We start from the raw sequence: 16,583 nt of genomic DNA on the forward strand, positions 1-16,583 counted from the left end.
GTGACCGGGGGCGACTCAGCGGGGCTGTGTCTGGGCCTGGGCCTGTGTCTGCGGCTGCGGCTGGGTGCGTCGGGCGTAGGCGCGGGCCGCGCGGGCTCGGTCGCCGCAGCGCGTGGAGCACCAGTGACGGCGGCCGGTGCGCAGCAGATAGCGGGTGCAGGGGGCGGAGCCGCAGGCGGCGAGGCGGTCGGCGTCGGGCCCGGTGAGCAGGTCGGCGGCGTTGGCGGCGAGGGCCGCGAGTGCGTGGTCGAGGATCTGGGTCGTGGGGTGCGCGGCGGCGCGGTGGAGGCCCCGGGTCTCGTCCCAGCGCAGCAGGGAGGCCGCCGGGGCTCGGGTCAGCGCGTCGTTGACGGCGACGAGAGCGCTCGGCGGGGCGGCGTGCCCGTCGACCCGGGAGGCGAGCAGCGCCCTGATCTGTTCGCGCAGCGACCGCAGTCGGGCGGCGCACATCTCCCGCAGGCCGGCGTCGACCGGGGCGAGGCCGCGTTCGGCGAGCCACTGGTTGGCGGTGGCCGGGGTGCCGATCAGGTCGAGGAACTGGCCGCCGGGCAGGGCGACGACGCTGTTGGCGAAGTCGAGCGCGGGGTACTCCGCCGCCCCCGGCGCGGGCGGCGGGCTCGGCTCGGCGGGCACGGTCATCCTCATGGTTCTCACATTCTCACGGTACAGCTTGCCTGTATCCGTGAGAAACCGTTACGGTCCTCTCACGGATAAATCGTCTCTCATCCGTGAGGTGTCTTCCTTCATGGCTTCTGCCGGTACGCCCAGCGAGCAGGTCCCCGTCCACGTGTTCGGGGGCCCGACCACCCTCATCGAGTACGGCGGGCTGAGGTTCCTCACCGACCCCACCTTCGACCCGCCCGGCGACTACCCGGCCCCCAAGGGCCCGCCCCTGACGAAGACCGCACCCTCCGCCGTCACGCCCGCCGACCTCGGCAGCGTCGACGCGGTGCTGCTCTCCCACGACCAGCACCCCGACAACCTCGACCACTCCGGCCGGTCCCTCCTCGCCGACGTACCCCTCACCCTCACCACCCCCAGCGGCGCGGTCCGCCTCGAGGGCAACGCCCGGGGGCTCGCGCCCTGGGAGTCCGTCGCACTGAGCCGCCCCGACGGCGGGACCGTGACCGTGACGGGCGTGCCCGCTCTGCACGGACCCGAGGGGGTCGCGGACGTCGTGGCGATCGCCGGCGAGGTCGTCGGCTTTGTCCTGACCGGGGACGACCTGCCCACGGTCTACGTCAGCGGAGACAACGCCTCGCTCACTCACGTCAAGGAGATCGCCCAGCGGTTCGGCCAGGTCGACACCGCCGTCCTGTTCGCCGGGGCTCCCCGCCGGCCCATCTTCGACGGCGCGCTGCTCGTCCTCGACAGCGCCCAGGCCGCCGAGGCCGCCCGGATTCTCGGAGCGCGCCGGGTGGTCCCCGTCCACTGCGACAGCTGGGCGCACTTCACCGAGGGCCGCGCCGACGTCGAGGCCGCCTTCACCGCCGCCGGACTGGCCGACCGGCTGCAACTGGACTGACGACGGCGACTGGACTGACGGCGGCGACTGGACTGACGGCGGCGACTGGACTGACGGCGGCGACTGGACGATCGCCGGGCGACCACCGTACTGGGGTCGACTACTGGGGTCGACGTACGGGACGGCAGCCGCGGAGCAAGTGCCCGCGGCTGCCGTCCCGTGTGTTCGTCCGGCCGTCTCAGCGGCCCGCCGCCACCCCGGCCGGCTTCTTCTCACCGGCGTCCGGGACGGAACCGGCGGGCTTCGCCGCGGCCTGCGTGACGGCCGCCCGCTTCGCGACCCGGCGCAGATAGAGGTTGTTGAAGACCAGCGCGAGTGCCGTCAGCGAGGCGCCCACGACCTGCATGCCCGCCGGGACCGCACCGGTCAGCGCGGAGATGACGAACGCCGTGACCGGGACGACGTCCATGAAGAGGACGCCGTTGAGCGGCCCCAGGTACTTGTTGCCGAAGTTCCAGCCGAGCACGCCCACGAAACCGGCGACGACGCTCATGTAGGCGAGCTCCGGAAGGATCGTCCCCACGGCGTCGACGGTCGGGACCGGGACACCGCCCGTGGCCAGGATGACCGCGGTGATGACCGTGGCGCTGCCGAGGCCCAACACGGTGGTGATCGCCGTGTACTTGATCGGTGACCAGGTCGGGAAGTAGGAGGCACCGGCCGTGTAGATCACCCAGCACAGCGCGGCGAACAGCAGCAGCGCGTCGGGGCCGAAGTCCGACGGGTGGGCGAACAGGGACCCGAGGTCACCCTCCGAGACGACGAGGATGACGCCGACGAACGACATGCCGATGAACGCCAGCGCGCCCCTGGGCGGTACGACCTTGCGCAGCACCCAGTTGACCAGGAAGCCCATCATGGGCATGGTCGCCATCATGATCGAGGCGTTGAGGGCGCCCCGCTCACCGATCAGGTCCTGGCCGAAGAAGACCAGGAACTGGAAGCCGGCGAAGCCCGCGGTGCCGAACAGCCAGGCCAGGCCCACGCGTTCACCCTTGAGCCTGAGGCCTGCCGAGCCCTCGCGGATCCGCAGGAACACCAGGAACATGGCGCCGGCGATCGCGTACCGCATGCAGGTGAAGGTGAACGGGTCGATGTGCCGCAGGGTCACATCCATGAGGGGGAACATGGCTCCCCAGGAAACGGTGGCCACGAGGCAGAGCAGCACGCCTCGGAGGTAGTTCTTCTGATCGATCATGACTCTTCCAGTCGGGTTGGGGGGAGAGCAGTGGGGACGGACGGCAGAAAGATGGAGGTGGGGTCGGCTCGCGTCGCGTCGCGTCGCGTCGGGCCGGGTCGGCTCAGGCGGGGACGAGGTTCGTCGCGCGTTCGGCCGCGGCCGTCAGCACCAACGGGAGGACCATCTCCAGCAGCGGGGCCGCCCGGACCTTCCCGGTCGGGCTGAACGGGATCGCCTCGACCGGGACGACGTACGCGGGCAGGCAGGGCACGCGCCGCGCGCACGCCGCCTCGACCGCGCGCCGCCCGCTCTCCAGACGCTCCGGAGCGACCGCGGCGAAGGGCACGACCAGCACCTCGTCCCCGTCGGGGAGCCGGGTGCGCAGCACCGCCGTCTCCCGGACGCAGGGCAGGTCCATCAGGTCGTTCTCCAGGCCGAAGATGTTGACGTCGAGCGGCTTGCCCTCCGCCGCCTTGGACACGCCGTCGTTGCGGCCGGTGAGTTCGAGACGCCCGGCCTCGTCGATGAAGCCGCTGTCGCCGGTGAGCAGGAACCGCTGGGTCCGGCCGCCGTGGTCGAGGGTGAGGAAACCGGGCTCGGCGGCGGCGTACGTGTCCATCAGCTGGTAACTCGCGATCGCCACGCGGCCCCGCCGGCCCTTGGGCAGGGGACGGTCCTCGGGGTCGAGGACGGCGATGGTGTTGCCCGGCATGGGCCGACCGGAGCGGCAGGGCGCCACATGCAGTTCCTCGGGGCCGATCATCACGTTCACGCCGGTCTCGGTGGTGCCGTAGTAGAGGTGCAGCACCGCGCCGAGACGGTCCCAGGCGTTGTTGACGACCCAGCGGTTGAGGTGCCGTCCGCCGGAGAGGACGAAGTGCAGCCGCGAGGTCTTGTGCAGATGCTCCGACGCCGGGTGCGCCACGACCCTGGTCAGGACGGGCGGCACCATGAGGGTGGTGGAGACGCCCTCGTCCTGGATCAGCCGGATCAGCTCGCCGGCGTTGTCGTACGGGCCGAGGACGATCGTGCCGCCGAGGGTGAGGAAGATACGCGCCCAGCCGGGCCCCGAGGCGTGGTAGAGCGGGACGGTCACGAGGTGGACGTCGTCCTCGTCGAAGGAGTACTGGTCCACCAGGTCGGCGAACCGGCGTGCCTCGAACGAGGTCCGGCGGATCACCAGCTTCGGGATGCCGCTCGTACCGGAGGTGAAGGAGAACGCCTCGAAGGGCTGTTCCACCGGCCGCGGTTCGCCGGGGGCGGCCAGCAGGAGGTCGGTGAAGGAGACGCCCGGCGAGCCGGCCGGGGGGTCGCTGTCGAGGTGTATGTCCAGCACGTCGCGGTCGGCGGGCCAGGCGGCGTCCGTGAGGATCTTCCGGTGCGTGGTCGTGCTGATGACGACGGTGGGCTGAAGCTGCTCCAGGGCGCCCGCGGTGGCGAGCGGCCCGGCCGTGTGGTCGAGCCCGACGCAGGGGATGCCGAGCGAGCTGAGGGCGGCCATGGCGACGACCAGTTCCCAGCGGTTCTCGGCGACGAACACCGCGCGGGCCGGACGCCTCTCGGGCAGCCGGTGCTCGATCGCGCCGGCCACCCGGGCGACCTTGTCGGCCAGGTTCGCCCAGGTCAGCCGGACGTCTCCGTCGACGATGGCGAGGTGGTTGGGCCGACGGGCGGCGTGTGCACGGATGTCGGTCAGCTTGATCATGGGTCAGGTCCTCCCTGTCGTGGCAAGTCGGTCGGTCGAGTCGGGGGTGATGACGGTGGTGGCGGCGGTGGTGGCGGTGATGACCGTGGTGGCGGTGGTGGCGGTGGTGCTGGGGGCCTTCGGGATGCCGTTTGTCCCGCTGCCGGTGACAGGGCTGGTGCCGGTGACAGCGCCGGTGCCCGTGGCCGTGCCGACGGCGGTGGCGGCCGTCGGTGCGGCGGAATGCCGCAGCGTGTAGATCTCGCATCCGCTGGAGCGCAGCGCGCCGATTTCCTCGAGGGTCCGGTCGCACAGCCGCTCGCCCGGCACGGTGATCGGAATGCCCGGCGGGTACGCGATGATGAAGTGCTCGGAGGTTCCCCGCGTCAGCGCGGCGGACGCCGTCCGGTACGTGCGCTGGATGGTGCGCAGCGCGTCGAGCAGGCGCAGAAGCATGGCCTCGTCGACCCCGATGTGCAGGTGGAAGAGGACGGCGTCGCCGCTCTCGCGGGCCACGTACAGGGCGTACTCGTCGAAGAGGATGCGCCGGAAGTCGGCGGCGGTGATCCCCAGCGCGCTGATGTCGACCAGCACCCTGGTCGGGTCGTCGCTCACCAGCAGCGCGGGGTCGGTGAGGTGCCCGTCCGGACCGAGCGCGCGATACGCGGACAGCCTCGGGTCGGAGCCGAGTTCGACGCGCAGGGTGCGGGCCAGCGTCAGTGACCGCTCCAGCAGCGCCTCCCCCTCGGTCTCCGCCTGTAGCCGCGCCAGGTCGAGGCTCGCCAGGACGGGGAAACTGGGCGAGGTGGTGTGGTGCTGGAACAACGCCTGCGCCATGCGTTCCTGCGCCTCGCCGTCACCGACCAGATGCAGGTACGAGCCCTGCCGCAGCGCCGACATCGACTTGTGCGCCGAGTGCGTCACGGCCACCGTCATGGCCAGCGCCGGCTCTGTGCGGCGCAGTACCTCCACGGCGTGCAGCGCGGTCAGCGGACGCAGCCGGGGATGGAAGCGGTGCACCGCGCCCCAGGCCTCGTCGACCAGGACCCGTACCCCGGGGTGGAGCGCGGCCAACTCGGCGAGGACGGTCGGCAGGTCGTAGCGGACGCCGTCGTAGGAGACCGCCGAGAGGACCACGACGTCGTAGGGCCGTTCCTCCGCGACGGCCCTACGGAACATCTCGAGGAGTCGGGGCAGGTCGCCGAAGGTCCGGGGGCAGTCGGCGCAGCACCTCTGCATGGGCGCGTACGTGACGTCCACACCGAGCCCGCCGAGCGCGAAGTGCACGGACTGGTGGCAGCTGCGGTCGGCGAGAACGCGTCCGCCGGGGCGGGCCAGCGCGGTCAGCGCGGCCCGGTTCGCGGTGCTGGTGCCGGTCGACAGGAAGTACGTCGCGTCGGCGCCGAAGGTGTGGGCCGCGAGCCGTTGGGCCTCGCGGAGGGGGCCGCGGGGGCGGAAGAACGAGTCGAGCATGGTGCCGCTGTACGACACGTCGGCGGCGAGGTGGGCCGCGCCGAACAGGGCTTCGTACGAGGCGCGGATCCCGGAGTCGCGGATGGAACGGCCATGGGAGAGGGGGAGGGCGTGGAACGAGGCGATGTCCCGTCGGGCCACCGCCAGCACGGCGTCGGCCAGCGGTGCCCTGCTCGCCCGGTGGTGCCCGAGGAGAGGTGATGGCGCGCTCTCCCCGGGCACGGGATGGGGGCTGGTGGATGAGGTCATGCTTCGATAAAACAAAACCTTCGCGAAGGAATCAAATATTATCGGGATTACTGATGGGGGTGGGGGAGCGGGTGTCGCCACGGGCGGGGTTGTGGGCGACGCGGCTCTCGCGGTCGGCGGAGCGACTGCGGCCGGCCGTGCGCGAGCGCTCGCGGCTGTCGCCGGGGGCGACGGAGGTGGGGGCGACGAGGGCGGCCGGCTCGGGCTGTCGTACGGCGGCGCGTACGAAGGCGTACGACGGCGTACGGCGGCGTACGACGGGTGGCCCGCGAGATCGGCTGTTGCCCGCCGTCGGCGCGAGGGCGGGGAGAATCAGGGTCCCGGCACACTCGCGCCGGCGCCGCAGCCGCTCGCCGTCGTCGCGGCGGCTGTTCGGTCGGCGCTGCGGCTGCTCGCCGTCGTCGCGGCTACCGGGCTTCATCGGCAGTGCATCGGCGTTCACGCCGGTGGTGAAGCCGATCTCGTGACTGTGGCGCGGAGCGCCGCAGTGTCGTTCCGGCGGAGCCGGACAGTGCGGCCGGGGGGGGGTGAGGCGGGGAACGGATGTTCCCGGCGACATCAGGTGTCGCCTGTTCGTACGATCACCGCATGCACCTTCGGTACGCCTTCCGGTTGTACCCGGAGCCCGGCCAACGCACCGCGTTGGCGAGGGCGTTCGGGTGCGCGCGTGTCGTGTACAACGACGCGGTCAGCGCCCGTGAAGACGCCCGTAAGGCCGGGCAGCCGTTCCCGAAGGCCGGGGAACTGTCCACGCGTCTGATCACCGAGGCCAAGCGGACCGTGGAGCGGTCCTGGCTGGGTGAGGTGTCCGCGGTGGTGCTCCAGCAGTCCCTGCGGGACGCCGAGAGTGCCTACCGCAACTTCTTCGCCTCCCTGAAGGGCGACCGCAAGGGACCGAAGCTGGGTGCGCCCCGGTTCAAGTCCCGCAAGGACGCCCGGCAGTCGATCCGGTTCACCGCCAACGCCCGCTGGAAGATCACCGACAGTGGCCAGCTGGACCTGCCGAAGATCGGGGCGGTGAAGGTGAAATGGTCCCGCACCCTGCCCGCCACCCCCACCTCGGTCACCGTGATCAAGGACAGCGCGGGCAGGTTCTTCGCCTCGTTCGTCATCGACACCGACCCCGCCGCCGACGCCACCCGGATGCCCGAGTCGGACCAGAGCATCGGCATCGACCTCGGCCTCACGCACTTCGCCGTCCTGTCCACCGGCGAGAAGATCGACTCCCCCCGGTTTCTGCGCCGGGCGGAGAAGAAACTGAAGAAGGCCCAGCGGGAGTTGTCCCGCAAACGGAAGGGATCGAAGAACCGGGAGAAGGCCCGTCTCAAGGTCGCCCGCGCCCACGCCAAGGTCACCGACGCCCGCAAGGAGTTCCACCACCAGCTCTCCACCCGGCTGATCTCCGAGAACCAAGGAATCGCCGTGGAAAGTCTGTCGGTGGCGGGACTGGCGCGTACCCGGCTGGCCAAGTCCGTGCACGACGCGGGCTGGGCGTCATTCGTGAACATGCTGGAATACAAAGCTGAGCGGTACGGGCGCACCCTGGTGAAGATCGGCCGGTTCGAGCCGACGAGTCAGGTCTGCTCCACCTGCGGGGTCAAGGACGGTCCCAAACCCCTCACCATCCGGGAATGGACGTGTACCGCCTGCGGCACCCTCCACGACCGGGACCACAACGCCGCACTCAACGTCAAAACGGCCGCCGGACTGGCGGTAACAGCCTGCGGAGCGCCGATAAGGCCAGGAGCAATCCCGGCACAGCGCGAAGAAACAGGAAGCCACGGATTCCCCACCGCAAACCGCGCCGCGTAGCGGCACGGCAACCGGTGGAGAAGGCCAGAATCCTCGCCTTTCAAGGCGAGGAGCATGTCAATCGCCGGCGTCCGCGAACACCCCGGTCGCGTACGCGGCCGCCGACGCACCGGGTTGCAGGGTCGCGTGGGCGGCCACCGCGTGGACGTCGCGCCAGGCGCGCTGCAGAGGGCTGTCCTGGCTCAGCGCGCGTACACCCGCCGTACGGAAGAGCCGCTCCACCGCACCCACCAGCATGTCGACCGCGACCGCCGCGTCCCGCTGGTTGCGGGCCGCCGTCGCCGGTTCGAACGCGGCCGGCGGGGTCAGCGCCGCCCGGTCGGCCCGGGCCGCAGCCGTCTCCAGCAGTAACTGGGCCGCGTCGATCTCGGCGGAGCAGCGGGCGAGGGTCTGCTGGACGCCGGGGTCGCCGGACGCGTCGCGCTGCCGGGCGAGCGCCGTCCAGGCGTCGAGGGCGCCCCGGGCCGCGCCGAGGGCGGGCGCGCAGAAGAGGAGCGAGGCGACGAGGGTGTACGGCACCCGGTGGCAGGGGGCCGCGTCCGCGTCCCGTACGCCCGTCATCAGGGCCTCCCGCAGGAACGAACGGTGTTCCGGTACGAAGACGTCGTCCACCGTGACCGTGTCGCTGCCGGTGCCCCGCAGCCCGACGCTGTCCCAGGTGGCGTGGACCTGGACGTCCTCGCGGGGCAGCGCGAGGACGCGGTACAGCGGCTGCCCGGCACCCGAGTCGTCGAGGGTGGCCAGCAGGATCCAGTCCGCGTGGTCCGCGCCGCTGGCCCACGCCCAACGGCCGGTCAGCCGCCGGCCACCGGGGACCTGGACGAGTCGGCCGGACGGCGGGACGACCGCCGCCGCGATCGCCGTGTCGGGGCCGTCGGCCCACAACTCGGCCTGGGCGGGCTCCGGGAGATGGGCGGCGAGCCGGGCGTGCCCGGCCTGGAGCGCGCAGATCCACGCGGTGGAGGCGCAGGCCTCACCGACGGCGGCCACGGCGTTGACCAGCTCGGTGAAGCCACCTGCCCGGCCGCCCGCCCGGCCACCCCTCAGACGCGGCACGAAGTGGCGGGCGAACCCGGTCGCGGGCAGGGCGGCGATCACCTCCGGGTGCAGTCGCCCGGCGTCCTCCGACGCGCGGGCGTGCCGTGCCGCGAGGGCGCTGACGGCGGTCGGGGTGAGGTGGGTGGTGGGGAGTGCGGTGGTCATGGTTTCGCCTTTCGGTTCGGGTTGTTGTGCGGGTGTTGTGCCGGGCTGCGGAACCCGGGTAGAAAAAAATTCGATCGAGAAGGTATTTTCTGGGAATGCTGATGAGAGCGAGGACGAGGTGAAGCAGGACAGAGCACGCCGTACGTACGATCAACTCCTCGACTCGGCGGCGGCCGAGTTCCTCCGCCACGGCTTCACGGGGACCAACCTGGCCGCCGTGGCGGCCCGTTCACAGGTGACAAAGGGCGCGCTCTACGGCCACTTCGCCTCGAAGGCGGAGCTGGCCGAGGAGCTGTCCCGGCGGTTCGAGGACGCGTGGGCGCAGTTGTTGGCGGCCTCCGGGCGGGGTGACCGGTCCCTCGTGTGCACCCTGCGGGAGCTCACGACCGGCCTCGCCCGGCGGCTGGACGACGACCCGCGGTTCGCGGCGGGACTCCGACTTGCCACGGACGCGGCTCTCGTGGACCGGCGTGAACCGGCGCCGATCGGTGAGCTCCGCGATGTGCTGGAGAGCCTGGTCCGCGAGGCCCAGCGGGACGGCCGGACCCTCGCGGGGCAGCCGCCCGAGGTGCTGGCCAGGCTGGTACTGGTCCTGCTGCTCGGCACGCACTCCACCCGGTGGGGGGCGGAGGGAGGCGGCCTCGCGGAGCAGGTGCGGGAGATTTGGGACGTGGTCCAGCCGGTGGTGGCCGAGCGTTGTGGGGGTGGTGGCGCCGAGGGGGGTCGGCGGGGGCCGGTGCCGTACGAGTGAGCGGGGGTTGGCCGGACCTGCCTGGTCCTGGCCGGACCCGACGAGGCTGTGTTTCGGCTGCGGGTGGTGGGGGCTGGTCGCGCAGTTCCCCGCGCCCCTGTCCGGCCGGGCCCGGACCCGCCCGATCCCGACCGGTCCCGCCCGGTCCCGACGAGGCTGTGTTTCGGCTGTGGGGTGGTGGGGGCTGGTCGCGCAGTTCCCCGCGCCCCTGGCGGGGGTGCGTGACCGTGGTCCCCGGCATCCCGTGCCCTTGGCGGGGGTGCGTGACCGTGGCCCCCGGCATCCCGCGCCCCTGGCGGGGGTGCGTGACCGTGGTCCCCGGCATCCCGTGCCCCTGTTGGGGGTGCGGGACCGTGGCCCCCGGCATCCCGGGCCGGTACGGCGTTCGTTCGGTCGGACTCGGCGATGGGTTCGTACCGGGTCGACCGCGTTGGCCCACCCGGGCGCCCTCGGCCCTTCGACGCGCAGAGGTAGGTCGCGCCGCAAGCGGCACGGTCAGCCCCGTGAGCGGCACACCGGTGGCGGCGCAAGCCGTGCCGCCGCCCGCCCTGCCTGGCTCCCCCTCTCAGGCCACCGTGACGAGTGCCCCCGTAGGTGACGCGCCCGGTAGGCGGGTCCAGTGGGGGCGGTGGACGTGGGACGTCAGGGTCGGGTCGGTGCCGACCACGACCGGATGTCCGACGCCGGTGAGCAGCGGGAGGTCGCTCGCGTCGTCGCCGTACGCGAAGCACTCCTCGGGGGCGAGCCGGAGCGCGGTCATGATCCTTCGGGTGGCCTGCGCCTTGGCCTCGCCGATCATCGGGCGACCCGCGACCTCGCCGGTCAGCACCCCGTCGACCACCTCGGGTGTCGTGCAGACGAGCAGGTCGGCGCCGACGGACCGGCTGATCGGGGCCAGACAGGCCGCGAAGGAGCCGGAGACCAGGACCGTGAGGTCTCCGGCGCGGGCGTGGCGTCGCAGGGCGTCCCGTACGGGCGGGTGGAACAGGCCCCGGAGGCGTTCCCGGGCGAACCAGCGCCCGCCGCTCTCCTCCAGGTCGGCCTCGCGGGTGCCGCGCAGCAGACGGTAGTACTCGCGGTTGACCTGCTCGCGGGGCACGCCCGCACGGAGCCGGCCGCCGAGAGTGGCGCGGGCCGCGGTCAGGTCCGCCGGATCACGGCCCTCGCGGTCCCAGTGGAACGCGAGGAAACTGATCATGCTCTTGGTGGTGATGAGCGTCTCGTCCACGTCGAAGAACGCGGCTCTGAGGGGATCTTTCGTCATGGGATGAGAAACCTCGTGGGTCTTCGTGGGCTCGTCGAGGAGCCCGCCGTCAACGGCTTGTCAGGTGCCGGCGGCCGGTCGGCCGACGTGGAGCGGAGGTCCATACGGGCGGTCTCGACCAGGTCGAGGATCCGGTCGGCGTACGGCCGCAGGCGGGCCCCGGCCGGGGTGAGCTCGATGGAGCGGTTGCCGCGGCGTACGAACAGCGGCATGCCGACGGACTCCTCGAGGCCCTTGATCTGTGCCGTGATACTGGGCTGGGAGTAGTTCAGGTTCCGGGCCGCGCGGGTGAAACTGAGTTCGCGCGCGACCTCACGAAAGGCGCGCAGACGCTGGAGTTCCACGGAAATCCCCTCTCGGGCGTACGTGGACCGGTCGGCCGCTCGCTCGGGACCTGCCCGGACCGTTCGTTACTGCGGGCCCGGCGCACGGCGTCCCGCGCCGCGCCGGACGCCGCCGATCAGGCCCCGGTGAAGACGGCCTCGGCGCGGGCGAGTGTGCGTTCGCCCTGTACGGCGGTCAGGTGCAGCATCCCGGCACGGCGGTCGGCCGCCTTGATGGTGACGGGCTGGCACAGTTCCGCGAAGGACTCGAACTCGGAGTTCAGGGAGGTCAGTACGGTGTCGCGGCCGGCCGCGAGGTGACCCGCCTGCCGGAAGGCCTCGAGGAGCACCATGCCGGGGACGTGGTCCGAGGGGTGCTCGAAGTAGCCCGGGTGGCCGGGGTCGAGGTGCAGCAGCCAGGTGGACGGGTCGCCGTCCGCGGAGGCGCGAAGCAGCACGTCGGCGCGGGGACGACCGGCGATCACCGGGGCGGTCAGTGCGGGCTGTGACGCGGTCCGGCTGATCCGGGTGGCCGGTGACGCGGTTTGGCTGATCTCGGCGGACGGTGACGAGGTGTCGGCGGGCGCGGTGTCCCTGCCCGCGCGTCGGCGGAGCATCCCGTAGCGACGCGCGTCGACCACCAGCACGGCCACGGAGGCGTACGCGCACGGCCGGCCGTCGACCTCGATCGTGACGTCGAGCCGGGCGTCGAAGCGGCGGGCGTCCGGGGCGCGGGTCTGCGTGACGGACACGTCGAGCACCGCGCCGAGCGGCGTAGCCCCCACGCGGAGGGCGGCGGGGTCGTCGATGCGCAGGGCGAGCGACCTGAAGACGAAGTGGTGGTTCAGTGGAACGTTTCTGTAGCGGTGGATGACGAAGATCCCCGCCTGCCGAACGGTCTCGGCCAGCAGCATGAAGTCGCAGCGGCCCGACACGTCGGGCCGGTAGAGCGCGTGGTGGCGCGGCAGTTGGGCGCCGACGAGGTAGCGGTCGGCGCCGACGTGGACGCCGTCGGTGAGGAAGACCTCCTGTACGGACGCGCGGTGCACCAGCTGGCGCGGCACCGTCCGGTCGAAGTTGAGTCCGCCCCGGGCACCGTCCGCCGGTACCGGCACAGCGGGCAGCATGCTTACAGACATCCCCGTATCCCCCCAAGGTGTGTGTGCAACGTGCAGGGGGCTGACTCCCCCCGGCCAGCAAGAAATATACCTTCGAGAATGTATATTGCAAGGGGGGTTGATCGGAGAGGCGGAGTGACCATGGCAGGTAGCCAGAGTGAACCGAAGCAGGAACGGGCGTGGCGGACGAGGGCCCACATCCTCCAGATGGCGGCCGAACTCTTCGCCGAGCGCGGCTACGCGACGGTGACGTTGCAGGACGTGGCGGAGCGGGCGTCGATGACGAAGGGCGCGGTGTACTTCCACTACAAGAACAAGGAGGCGCTCGCTGTCGCCGTGGTCCACGAGCACTACGTACGCTGGCCGCTGCTCCTGGAGAACGTGGCGGCCCGCGAACTGCCGCCGTACGAAACGCTGGTGACCGTCCTCGACCGGGTGGCGGAGGCGTTCCGCGACGACATCGTGGTCCAGGCGGGCGCCCGTCTGCAGATCGAACGGTCACTGATCGACGCGGACCTGCCGGAGCCGTACGTGGGCTGGGAGGACTACCTGACCGGCTTCGTCAAGGAGATCGAGAAGGCCGGCGACCTCCGCCCGGGCATCACCCCTCGGGGCGCGGCCCGGGTGATCGTCGCCGCGTTCTTCGGCATGCAGCACATCTCGGACGTCCTCAGCCGCCGCGCGGATCTGGCCGAGCGGTATGGGGAGTTGCGGGATGTGGTGCTCGCGGGGTTGCGCGCCTGAAGGGGGCGGAGGGGCGGTGGGTGGCCGTCGACATGGTGGCGCCGCCCGTATGAGGGCGCCACCGCGGCCTGATCGCACCGGCGAGCCGGCGCGATCGCAGCATTGACGCCCCTCATCGAACTCCCGCAGGAATTCCGGGAGGCTTCCGCGCTTACCCGAAGCCGAGGTGCGGGTCGGTTCCTGCCAACTCGGCGCTGGCGGTCCACAGGTCGGCGGCCACGGCCGGGTCGGTCATATGAGAGGGGACGGTCTCACTCCGTGGTGTGCCGCGGAGGCCGAAGATCCTCGGCCCCCACAGTTGTCCTCCCCGCACTTCCGGGTCGAGGACGGCACGGACGACGGGCCATGCTCCGGCGTCCTTGCCCTGCACCAGGAGCCCGGCGGGCAGGGACCGCAGACGCTCGCCGGCGGTTGTCGCGTGTATCGGCGGGCGGGACGGGGTGAGGGCGTCCAGCGCGCCACCGGGGTGGGCAACCATGCTGAACACCGAGCTGCCGATGGCGCGCAGGCGACGATCGAGTTCGAATGCGAAGCACATCTGCGCCAGTTTCGATCGGCCGTAGGTGCGCTTGGGCCGGTAGTCGTGGGTCGACTGGAGATCGGCCATATCCAGGCGCTCGGATCGTGCCGCGAAGCTTCCCACCGTCACGACGCGGGCGGCCGGGGCCGCGGACAGGAAAGGGGCCAGCCACTGGGTGAGCGCGAAGTGACCGAGGTGGTTGGTGCCGAACATCAGCTCGTGGCCGTCGTTTGTCTCCCGACGCGGCGGGTCGTCGAGCGCGACCCCCGCGTTGTGGACCACGGCGTCGAGATGATCGAGGTCCAGCCTGTCCACGGCGGCCTTCAAGGAGGTCAACCCGGCCAGGTCCAGTCGCAGGTGCCGCACGTGCGCGCCGGGGACGCGCGAGCGGATCGAGGCGATGGCGACGTCGGCCTTCGCGGGGTCCCGGCTGCCGAGCACCACGACGGCGCCGGTGGCGGCGAGTTGCTCGGCGACGAAGTAGCCGATCCCGGCGTTGCCTCCGGTGACCAGGAAGTTCCTGCCCTCGGCAGACGGCAGCCGGTGAACGTCCCACGGCCGCCGGCTCTGGGGTGCGGAAGACACGATGACAAGCTCCTTGCGCTCAGGGACAGCGTGCTCACGCCCCGCCCAAGGTCGCAACCTGCACCGACACAGTGCTGACAGATCAGTGCCGCAGCCGACAGCCTTCCGACAAACCTTCCGAAGAGCGGGAAGAACAAAGGCCGCCGCCCACAAATCGATCCCGCGAAGAACTGGAGCGAGCGCAGTCAGCTGAGGTACTCCATAGCCAGTTCGGGAGTGCAGTCACAATGGTTGATCAGGACCTCGCCCAGGCCCTGCTCGAGTGATTCGAGGAGGCGACATGGACGACATCTCCGAGGCACTTGCAGCGCTGACCGACCGCGAGCCGGACCGTCGCGACGTCGCCGCCGACACCCTCGGCGACATCCTGCGCAGCTCCGGCCCCAGCGCGGACACCGCCCGCATGATCGTCGGACGTCTGGTCAGCGTGGCCATCGACGAACCGGTGACCAAGATCCGCGAGTCCGCGCTGAACGCCATCAGCGAGGCGGTCGACCACCACCGCCTACCCCTGGACCTCGTCGCACTGCTCACAGCCGCCATGCCGACGATGGAACCCGAACTCCTCGAACACGCCCTCTACATCCTCGGCGCCACACACGCCCCACAGGCAAGCCAACTGATCGAGCCCTTCCTCCACCACCCCGACCCACAGGTGCGCAAGGAGGCCCAGCTCGCAGCTGGTGAGATCACCGCAGCCGACCCGGAGGGTCTCACCCGCATGTCCACCAAGTGAGCTCCCAGCAGCCCTAACGCGGAGAGATGAAACGCTCGAGCAGTGTTCGTCCCATGACATGACCGTAGTGTTCCGCAAGCTGCATGGGAGTTTCCCCGTCGTCGGCCGACAGCTGAGGATCTGCGCCGTACGCGAGCAGAATCGCTGTCGCTGCCGTGTTCAACGGGTACCCCGTCTGCAGGTGGCCGTCGCCCTCCACGTCGAGCGCGTGCGTGAGCAGCGTGTGGCCGAAACACCTTTCGTTCGGATCCGTTCCGGACGCGAGGAGAACGGTGAGCGTCTCGTAGTCGCTGGCCTCCACAGCCTTGTGTGCGGGCGTCCAGTTCGAGTCGTCAGACGTGTCAGTCACCTGACGACCTTCACGTCACCGAGGAAGGCTGACCAGGCCCCGGCCTGGAAGAGGAGGACGGGGCCGTTGTGGGGGGCGGTTTTGGAGTCGCGTACGGGGACGAGTTCTGTGGCTTCGGGGTGGGGTAGGCCTACCTCGACGCAGTCTCCACCGCTTCCGTTGCTGTAGCTGCTCTTGCGCCACTGCGGGGTGCTCAAGTCACGCTTTCCGCTTGCCATTTCGGTAGTCCTCTGCCGCTCGCTCGACCATGGCCAGGGACGTCTCAGGTGGTAGCGCCGTCGCCCTGAGCAGATCGTACGACCTGCGGTAGTTCTTCACGAGGGCCGGATAGTCGATGAGTTGGCCGCTGTGGAGACCCTCTGTGTAGATCACTGGGGGTGCGTCCGGGAAGGTCATGACCTTGATCATGCCCATCATGAGCGGGTGGGCGGTGGTGGTTTCCGGGAGGAGTTGAAGAACGCCCTGGGTGGAGCGGATCACGTGCGCGATGTGCTCCAGTTGTTCCGCCATCGCCTCCGGCGGCAGGAGTGGCTTGCTGATCAGAGACTCGTGCAGGATCGCCCAGAACGCCGGGTGCTCCTCGTGCTCCCAGATGTCCGCGCGTTCCAGGCGGGCCCGGACCTGGCTCTCGACCGTGTCGGGCGGCAACCAGGGCAACGAGGTGTGGACGACCGCCTCCGCGTACGCCCGTGTCTGGAGCAGGCCGGGGACAAGCGTGGGCGCCCACTCCTCGATCGTGTCCGCGTGCTGCTCCATCTCCACTACATCCGCGAAATACTCCGCATGCCCCGACTGCTTCGCCTTGCGTGCGTCTTCACAGCGCCGTACGAAAAAGCCGTCCGTGCCGAGTTTCTGGTCGACGTGTTTGGCCAGGTCCATCGTCATCCGGCGTTCGCCGCGCTCGACCTGGCTCAGGAACGAGATGCCGCGCCAGCTTCCCTCGACCAGTTGCTCCAGGGTCAGGCCCGCCTGCTCCCTCCGGAAGCGCAACTCGGCGCCGTAGAAGGAAGGGACGTTCGCAGACGCGTCGGGATTCTTGGCTACGGGCACGCCCACCACCGTCTCTT

The 16,583-nt window shown here is 70.9% G+C and carries 18 protein-coding genes; 5 read left to right on the top strand and 13 right to left on the bottom strand.

Features of this window, described 5'->3' with window-relative positions; translation table 11 throughout:
* Window positions 1-15 precede the first annotated feature (15 nt).
* Window positions 16-645 carry an ABATE domain-containing protein gene (locus PV396_RS27545; RefSeq protein ID WP_319209338.1) on the bottom strand — a complete coding sequence of 210 codons (630 nt, stop codon included), beginning with the start codon at window positions 643-645 and terminating at the stop codon, window positions 16-18.
* Window positions 646-745: 100 nt separating this feature from the next.
* On the opposite strand from PV396_RS27545, the gene PV396_RS27550 reads away from it, so the two are divergent.
* Window positions 746-1,525, top strand: a complete 780-nt coding sequence (locus tag PV396_RS27550) for an MBL fold metallo-hydrolase (protein ID WP_319209021.1) — start codon at window positions 746-748, stop codon at window positions 1,523-1,525.
* A 178-nt stretch (window positions 1,526-1,703) separates the two neighbouring features.
* Here the strand turns inward: PV396_RS27550 and PV396_RS27555 are convergent, their stop codons facing one another.
* The 4 genes from PV396_RS27555 to PV396_RS27570 all read right to left on the bottom strand — a co-directional run bounded on the left by PV396_RS27555 (window position 1,704) and on the right by PV396_RS27570 (window position 6,532).
* A complete protein-coding gene (locus tag PV396_RS27555) occupies window positions 1,704-2,723 on the bottom strand; it encodes a DMT family transporter (protein ID WP_319209024.1) in 1,020 nt (339 codons plus the stop codon).
* 103 nt (window positions 2,724-2,826) lie between these two features.
* Window positions 2,827-4,410, bottom strand: coding sequence for a class I adenylate-forming enzyme family protein (locus PV396_RS27560; RefSeq protein WP_319209027.1), 1,584 nt, complete (start codon window positions 4,408-4,410; stop codon window positions 2,827-2,829).
* Between the two features lie 3 nt (window positions 4,411-4,413).
* The gene (locus tag PV396_RS27565; RefSeq protein ID WP_319209029.1) at window positions 4,414-6,111 is read right to left on the bottom strand and encodes an arginine decarboxylase; all 1,698 of its coding nucleotides are present in this window, start codon (window positions 6,109-6,111) and stop codon (window positions 4,414-4,416) included.
* A 31-nt stretch (window positions 6,112-6,142) separates the two neighbouring features.
* Window positions 6,143-6,532: a hypothetical protein gene (locus PV396_RS27570; protein WP_319209032.1), complete on the bottom strand. Its 390-nt coding sequence runs from the start codon at window positions 6,530-6,532 to the stop codon at window positions 6,143-6,145.
* Between the two features lie 167 nt (window positions 6,533-6,699).
* On the opposite strand from PV396_RS27570, the gene PV396_RS27575 reads away from it, so the two are divergent.
* A complete protein-coding gene (locus PV396_RS27575; protein ID WP_319209035.1) occupies window positions 6,700-7,923 on the top strand; it encodes an RNA-guided endonuclease TnpB family protein in 1,224 nt (407 codons plus the stop codon).
* A 57-nt stretch (window positions 7,924-7,980) separates the two neighbouring features.
* On the opposite strand, the gene PV396_RS27580 is transcribed toward PV396_RS27575, so the two are convergent.
* Window positions 7,981-9,126 (bottom strand): acyl-CoA dehydrogenase family protein, encoded by a 1,146-nt coding sequence (locus PV396_RS27580; RefSeq protein ID WP_319209037.1) that lies wholly within the window; start codon window positions 9,124-9,126, stop codon window positions 7,981-7,983.
* Between the two features lie 118 nt (window positions 9,127-9,244).
* Between PV396_RS27580 and PV396_RS27585 the strand changes: the two genes are divergently transcribed.
* Window positions 9,245-9,877: a TetR family transcriptional regulator gene (locus PV396_RS27585; RefSeq protein WP_319209039.1), complete on the top strand. Its 633-nt coding sequence runs from the start codon at window positions 9,245-9,247 to the stop codon at window positions 9,875-9,877.
* 565 nt (window positions 9,878-10,442) lie between these two features.
* Here the strand turns inward: PV396_RS27585 and PV396_RS27590 are convergent.
* The 3 genes from PV396_RS27590 to PV396_RS27600 form a co-directional block, all read right to left on the bottom strand.
* On the bottom strand, window positions 10,443-11,141 hold the full coding sequence (locus PV396_RS27590) for an HAD family hydrolase (protein WP_319209042.1): 699 nt from the start codon (window positions 11,139-11,141) through the stop codon (window positions 10,443-10,445).
* Window positions 11,138-11,485, bottom strand: coding sequence for a LysR family transcriptional regulator (locus tag PV396_RS27595; protein WP_319209044.1), 348 nt, complete (start codon window positions 11,483-11,485; stop codon window positions 11,138-11,140). Before PV396_RS27595 ends, PV396_RS27590 begins: the two co-directional genes overlap by 4 nt.
* Window positions 11,486-11,601: 116 nt before the next feature.
* Window positions 11,602-12,603: a ScbA/BarX family gamma-butyrolactone biosynthesis protein gene (locus PV396_RS27600; protein ID WP_319209047.1), complete on the bottom strand. Its 1,002-nt coding sequence runs from the start codon at window positions 12,601-12,603 to the stop codon at window positions 11,602-11,604.
* 120 nt (window positions 12,604-12,723) lie between these two features.
* Here PV396_RS27600 and PV396_RS27605 point away from each other — a divergent pair, with 120 nt between their 5' ends.
* Entirely contained in the window at window positions 12,724-13,326 is a 603-nt protein-coding gene (locus PV396_RS27605; RefSeq protein ID WP_319209049.1) for a ScbR family autoregulator-binding transcription factor, read from the top strand.
* A 151-nt stretch (window positions 13,327-13,477) separates the two neighbouring features.
* On the opposite strand, the gene PV396_RS27610 is transcribed toward PV396_RS27605, so the two are convergent.
* Window positions 13,478-14,431 (bottom strand): SDR family NAD(P)-dependent oxidoreductase, encoded by a 954-nt coding sequence (locus tag PV396_RS27610; RefSeq protein WP_319209050.1) that lies wholly within the window; start codon window positions 14,429-14,431, stop codon window positions 13,478-13,480.
* 280 nt (window positions 14,432-14,711) lie between these two features.
* Between PV396_RS27610 and PV396_RS27615 the strand changes: the two genes are divergently transcribed.
* Window positions 14,712-15,167: a hypothetical protein gene (locus PV396_RS27615; RefSeq protein ID WP_319209051.1), complete on the top strand. Its 456-nt coding sequence runs from the start codon at window positions 14,712-14,714 to the stop codon at window positions 15,165-15,167.
* 13 nt (window positions 15,168-15,180) lie between these two features.
* Here PV396_RS27615 and PV396_RS27620 read toward each other — a convergent pair whose 3' ends face one another.
* Genes PV396_RS27620 through PV396_RS27630 form a run of 3 tightly spaced genes read right to left on the bottom strand, consistent with a single transcriptional unit; the run spans window position 15,181 to window position 16,566 of the window.
* Window positions 15,181-15,516, bottom strand: a complete 336-nt coding sequence (locus PV396_RS27620) for an ankyrin repeat domain-containing protein (RefSeq protein WP_319209053.1) — start codon at window positions 15,514-15,516, stop codon at window positions 15,181-15,183.
* Complete coding sequence (locus tag PV396_RS27625) at window positions 15,513-15,734, bottom strand: DUF397 domain-containing protein (protein ID WP_319209054.1); 222 nt, start codon at window positions 15,732-15,734, stop codon at window positions 15,513-15,515. The genes PV396_RS27620 and PV396_RS27625 overlap by 4 nt, the downstream gene beginning before the upstream one ends.
* A complete protein-coding gene (locus PV396_RS27630) occupies window positions 15,715-16,566 on the bottom strand; it encodes a helix-turn-helix transcriptional regulator (protein ID WP_319209055.1) in 852 nt (283 codons plus the stop codon). The genes PV396_RS27625 and PV396_RS27630 overlap by 20 nt, the downstream gene beginning before the upstream one ends.
* Window positions 16,567-16,583 lie beyond the last annotated feature (17 nt).

The organism is Streptomyces sp. ME02-8801-2C, assembly GCF_033793965.1.
GTDB lineage: Bacteria > Actinomycetota > Actinomycetes > Streptomycetales > Streptomycetaceae > Streptomyces.

Coding starts and splice junctions, on each gene's coding strand:
- PV396_RS27545 (WP_319209338.1), bottom strand. CDS start 645: ATGAGGATGACCGTGCCCGCCGAGCCGAGCCCGCCGCCCGCGCCGGGG.
- PV396_RS27550 (WP_319209021.1), top strand. CDS start 746: ATGGCTTCTGCCGGTACGCCCAGCGAGCAGGTCCCCGTCCACGTGTTC.
- PV396_RS27555 (WP_319209024.1), bottom strand. CDS start 2,723: ATGATCGATCAGAAGAACTACCTCCGAGGCGTGCTGCTCTGCCTCGTG.
- PV396_RS27560 (WP_319209027.1), bottom strand. CDS start 4,410: ATGATCAAGCTGACCGACATCCGTGCACACGCCGCCCGTCGGCCCAAC.
- PV396_RS27565 (WP_319209029.1), bottom strand. CDS start 6,111: ATGACCTCATCCACCAGCCCCCATCCCGTGCCCGGGGAGAGCGCGCCA.
- PV396_RS27570 (WP_319209032.1), bottom strand. CDS start 6,532: ATGAAGCCCGGTAGCCGCGACGACGGCGAGCAGCCGCAGCGCCGACCG.
- PV396_RS27575 (WP_319209035.1), top strand. CDS start 6,700: ATGCACCTTCGGTACGCCTTCCGGTTGTACCCGGAGCCCGGCCAACGC.
- PV396_RS27580 (WP_319209037.1), bottom strand. CDS start 9,126: ATGACCACCGCACTCCCCACCACCCACCTCACCCCGACCGCCGTCAGC.
- PV396_RS27590 (WP_319209042.1), bottom strand. CDS start 11,141: ATGACGAAAGATCCCCTCAGAGCCGCGTTCTTCGACGTGGACGAGACG.
- PV396_RS27600 (WP_319209047.1), bottom strand. CDS start 12,603: ATGTCTGTAAGCATGCTGCCCGCTGTGCCGGTACCGGCGGACGGTGCC.
- PV396_RS27605 (WP_319209049.1), top strand. CDS start 12,724: ATGGCAGGTAGCCAGAGTGAACCGAAGCAGGAACGGGCGTGGCGGACG.
- PV396_RS27615 (WP_319209051.1), top strand. CDS start 14,712: ATGGACGACATCTCCGAGGCACTTGCAGCGCTGACCGACCGCGAGCCG.
- PV396_RS27625 (WP_319209054.1), bottom strand. CDS start 15,734: ATGGCAAGCGGAAAGCGTGACTTGAGCACCCCGCAGTGGCGCAAGAGC.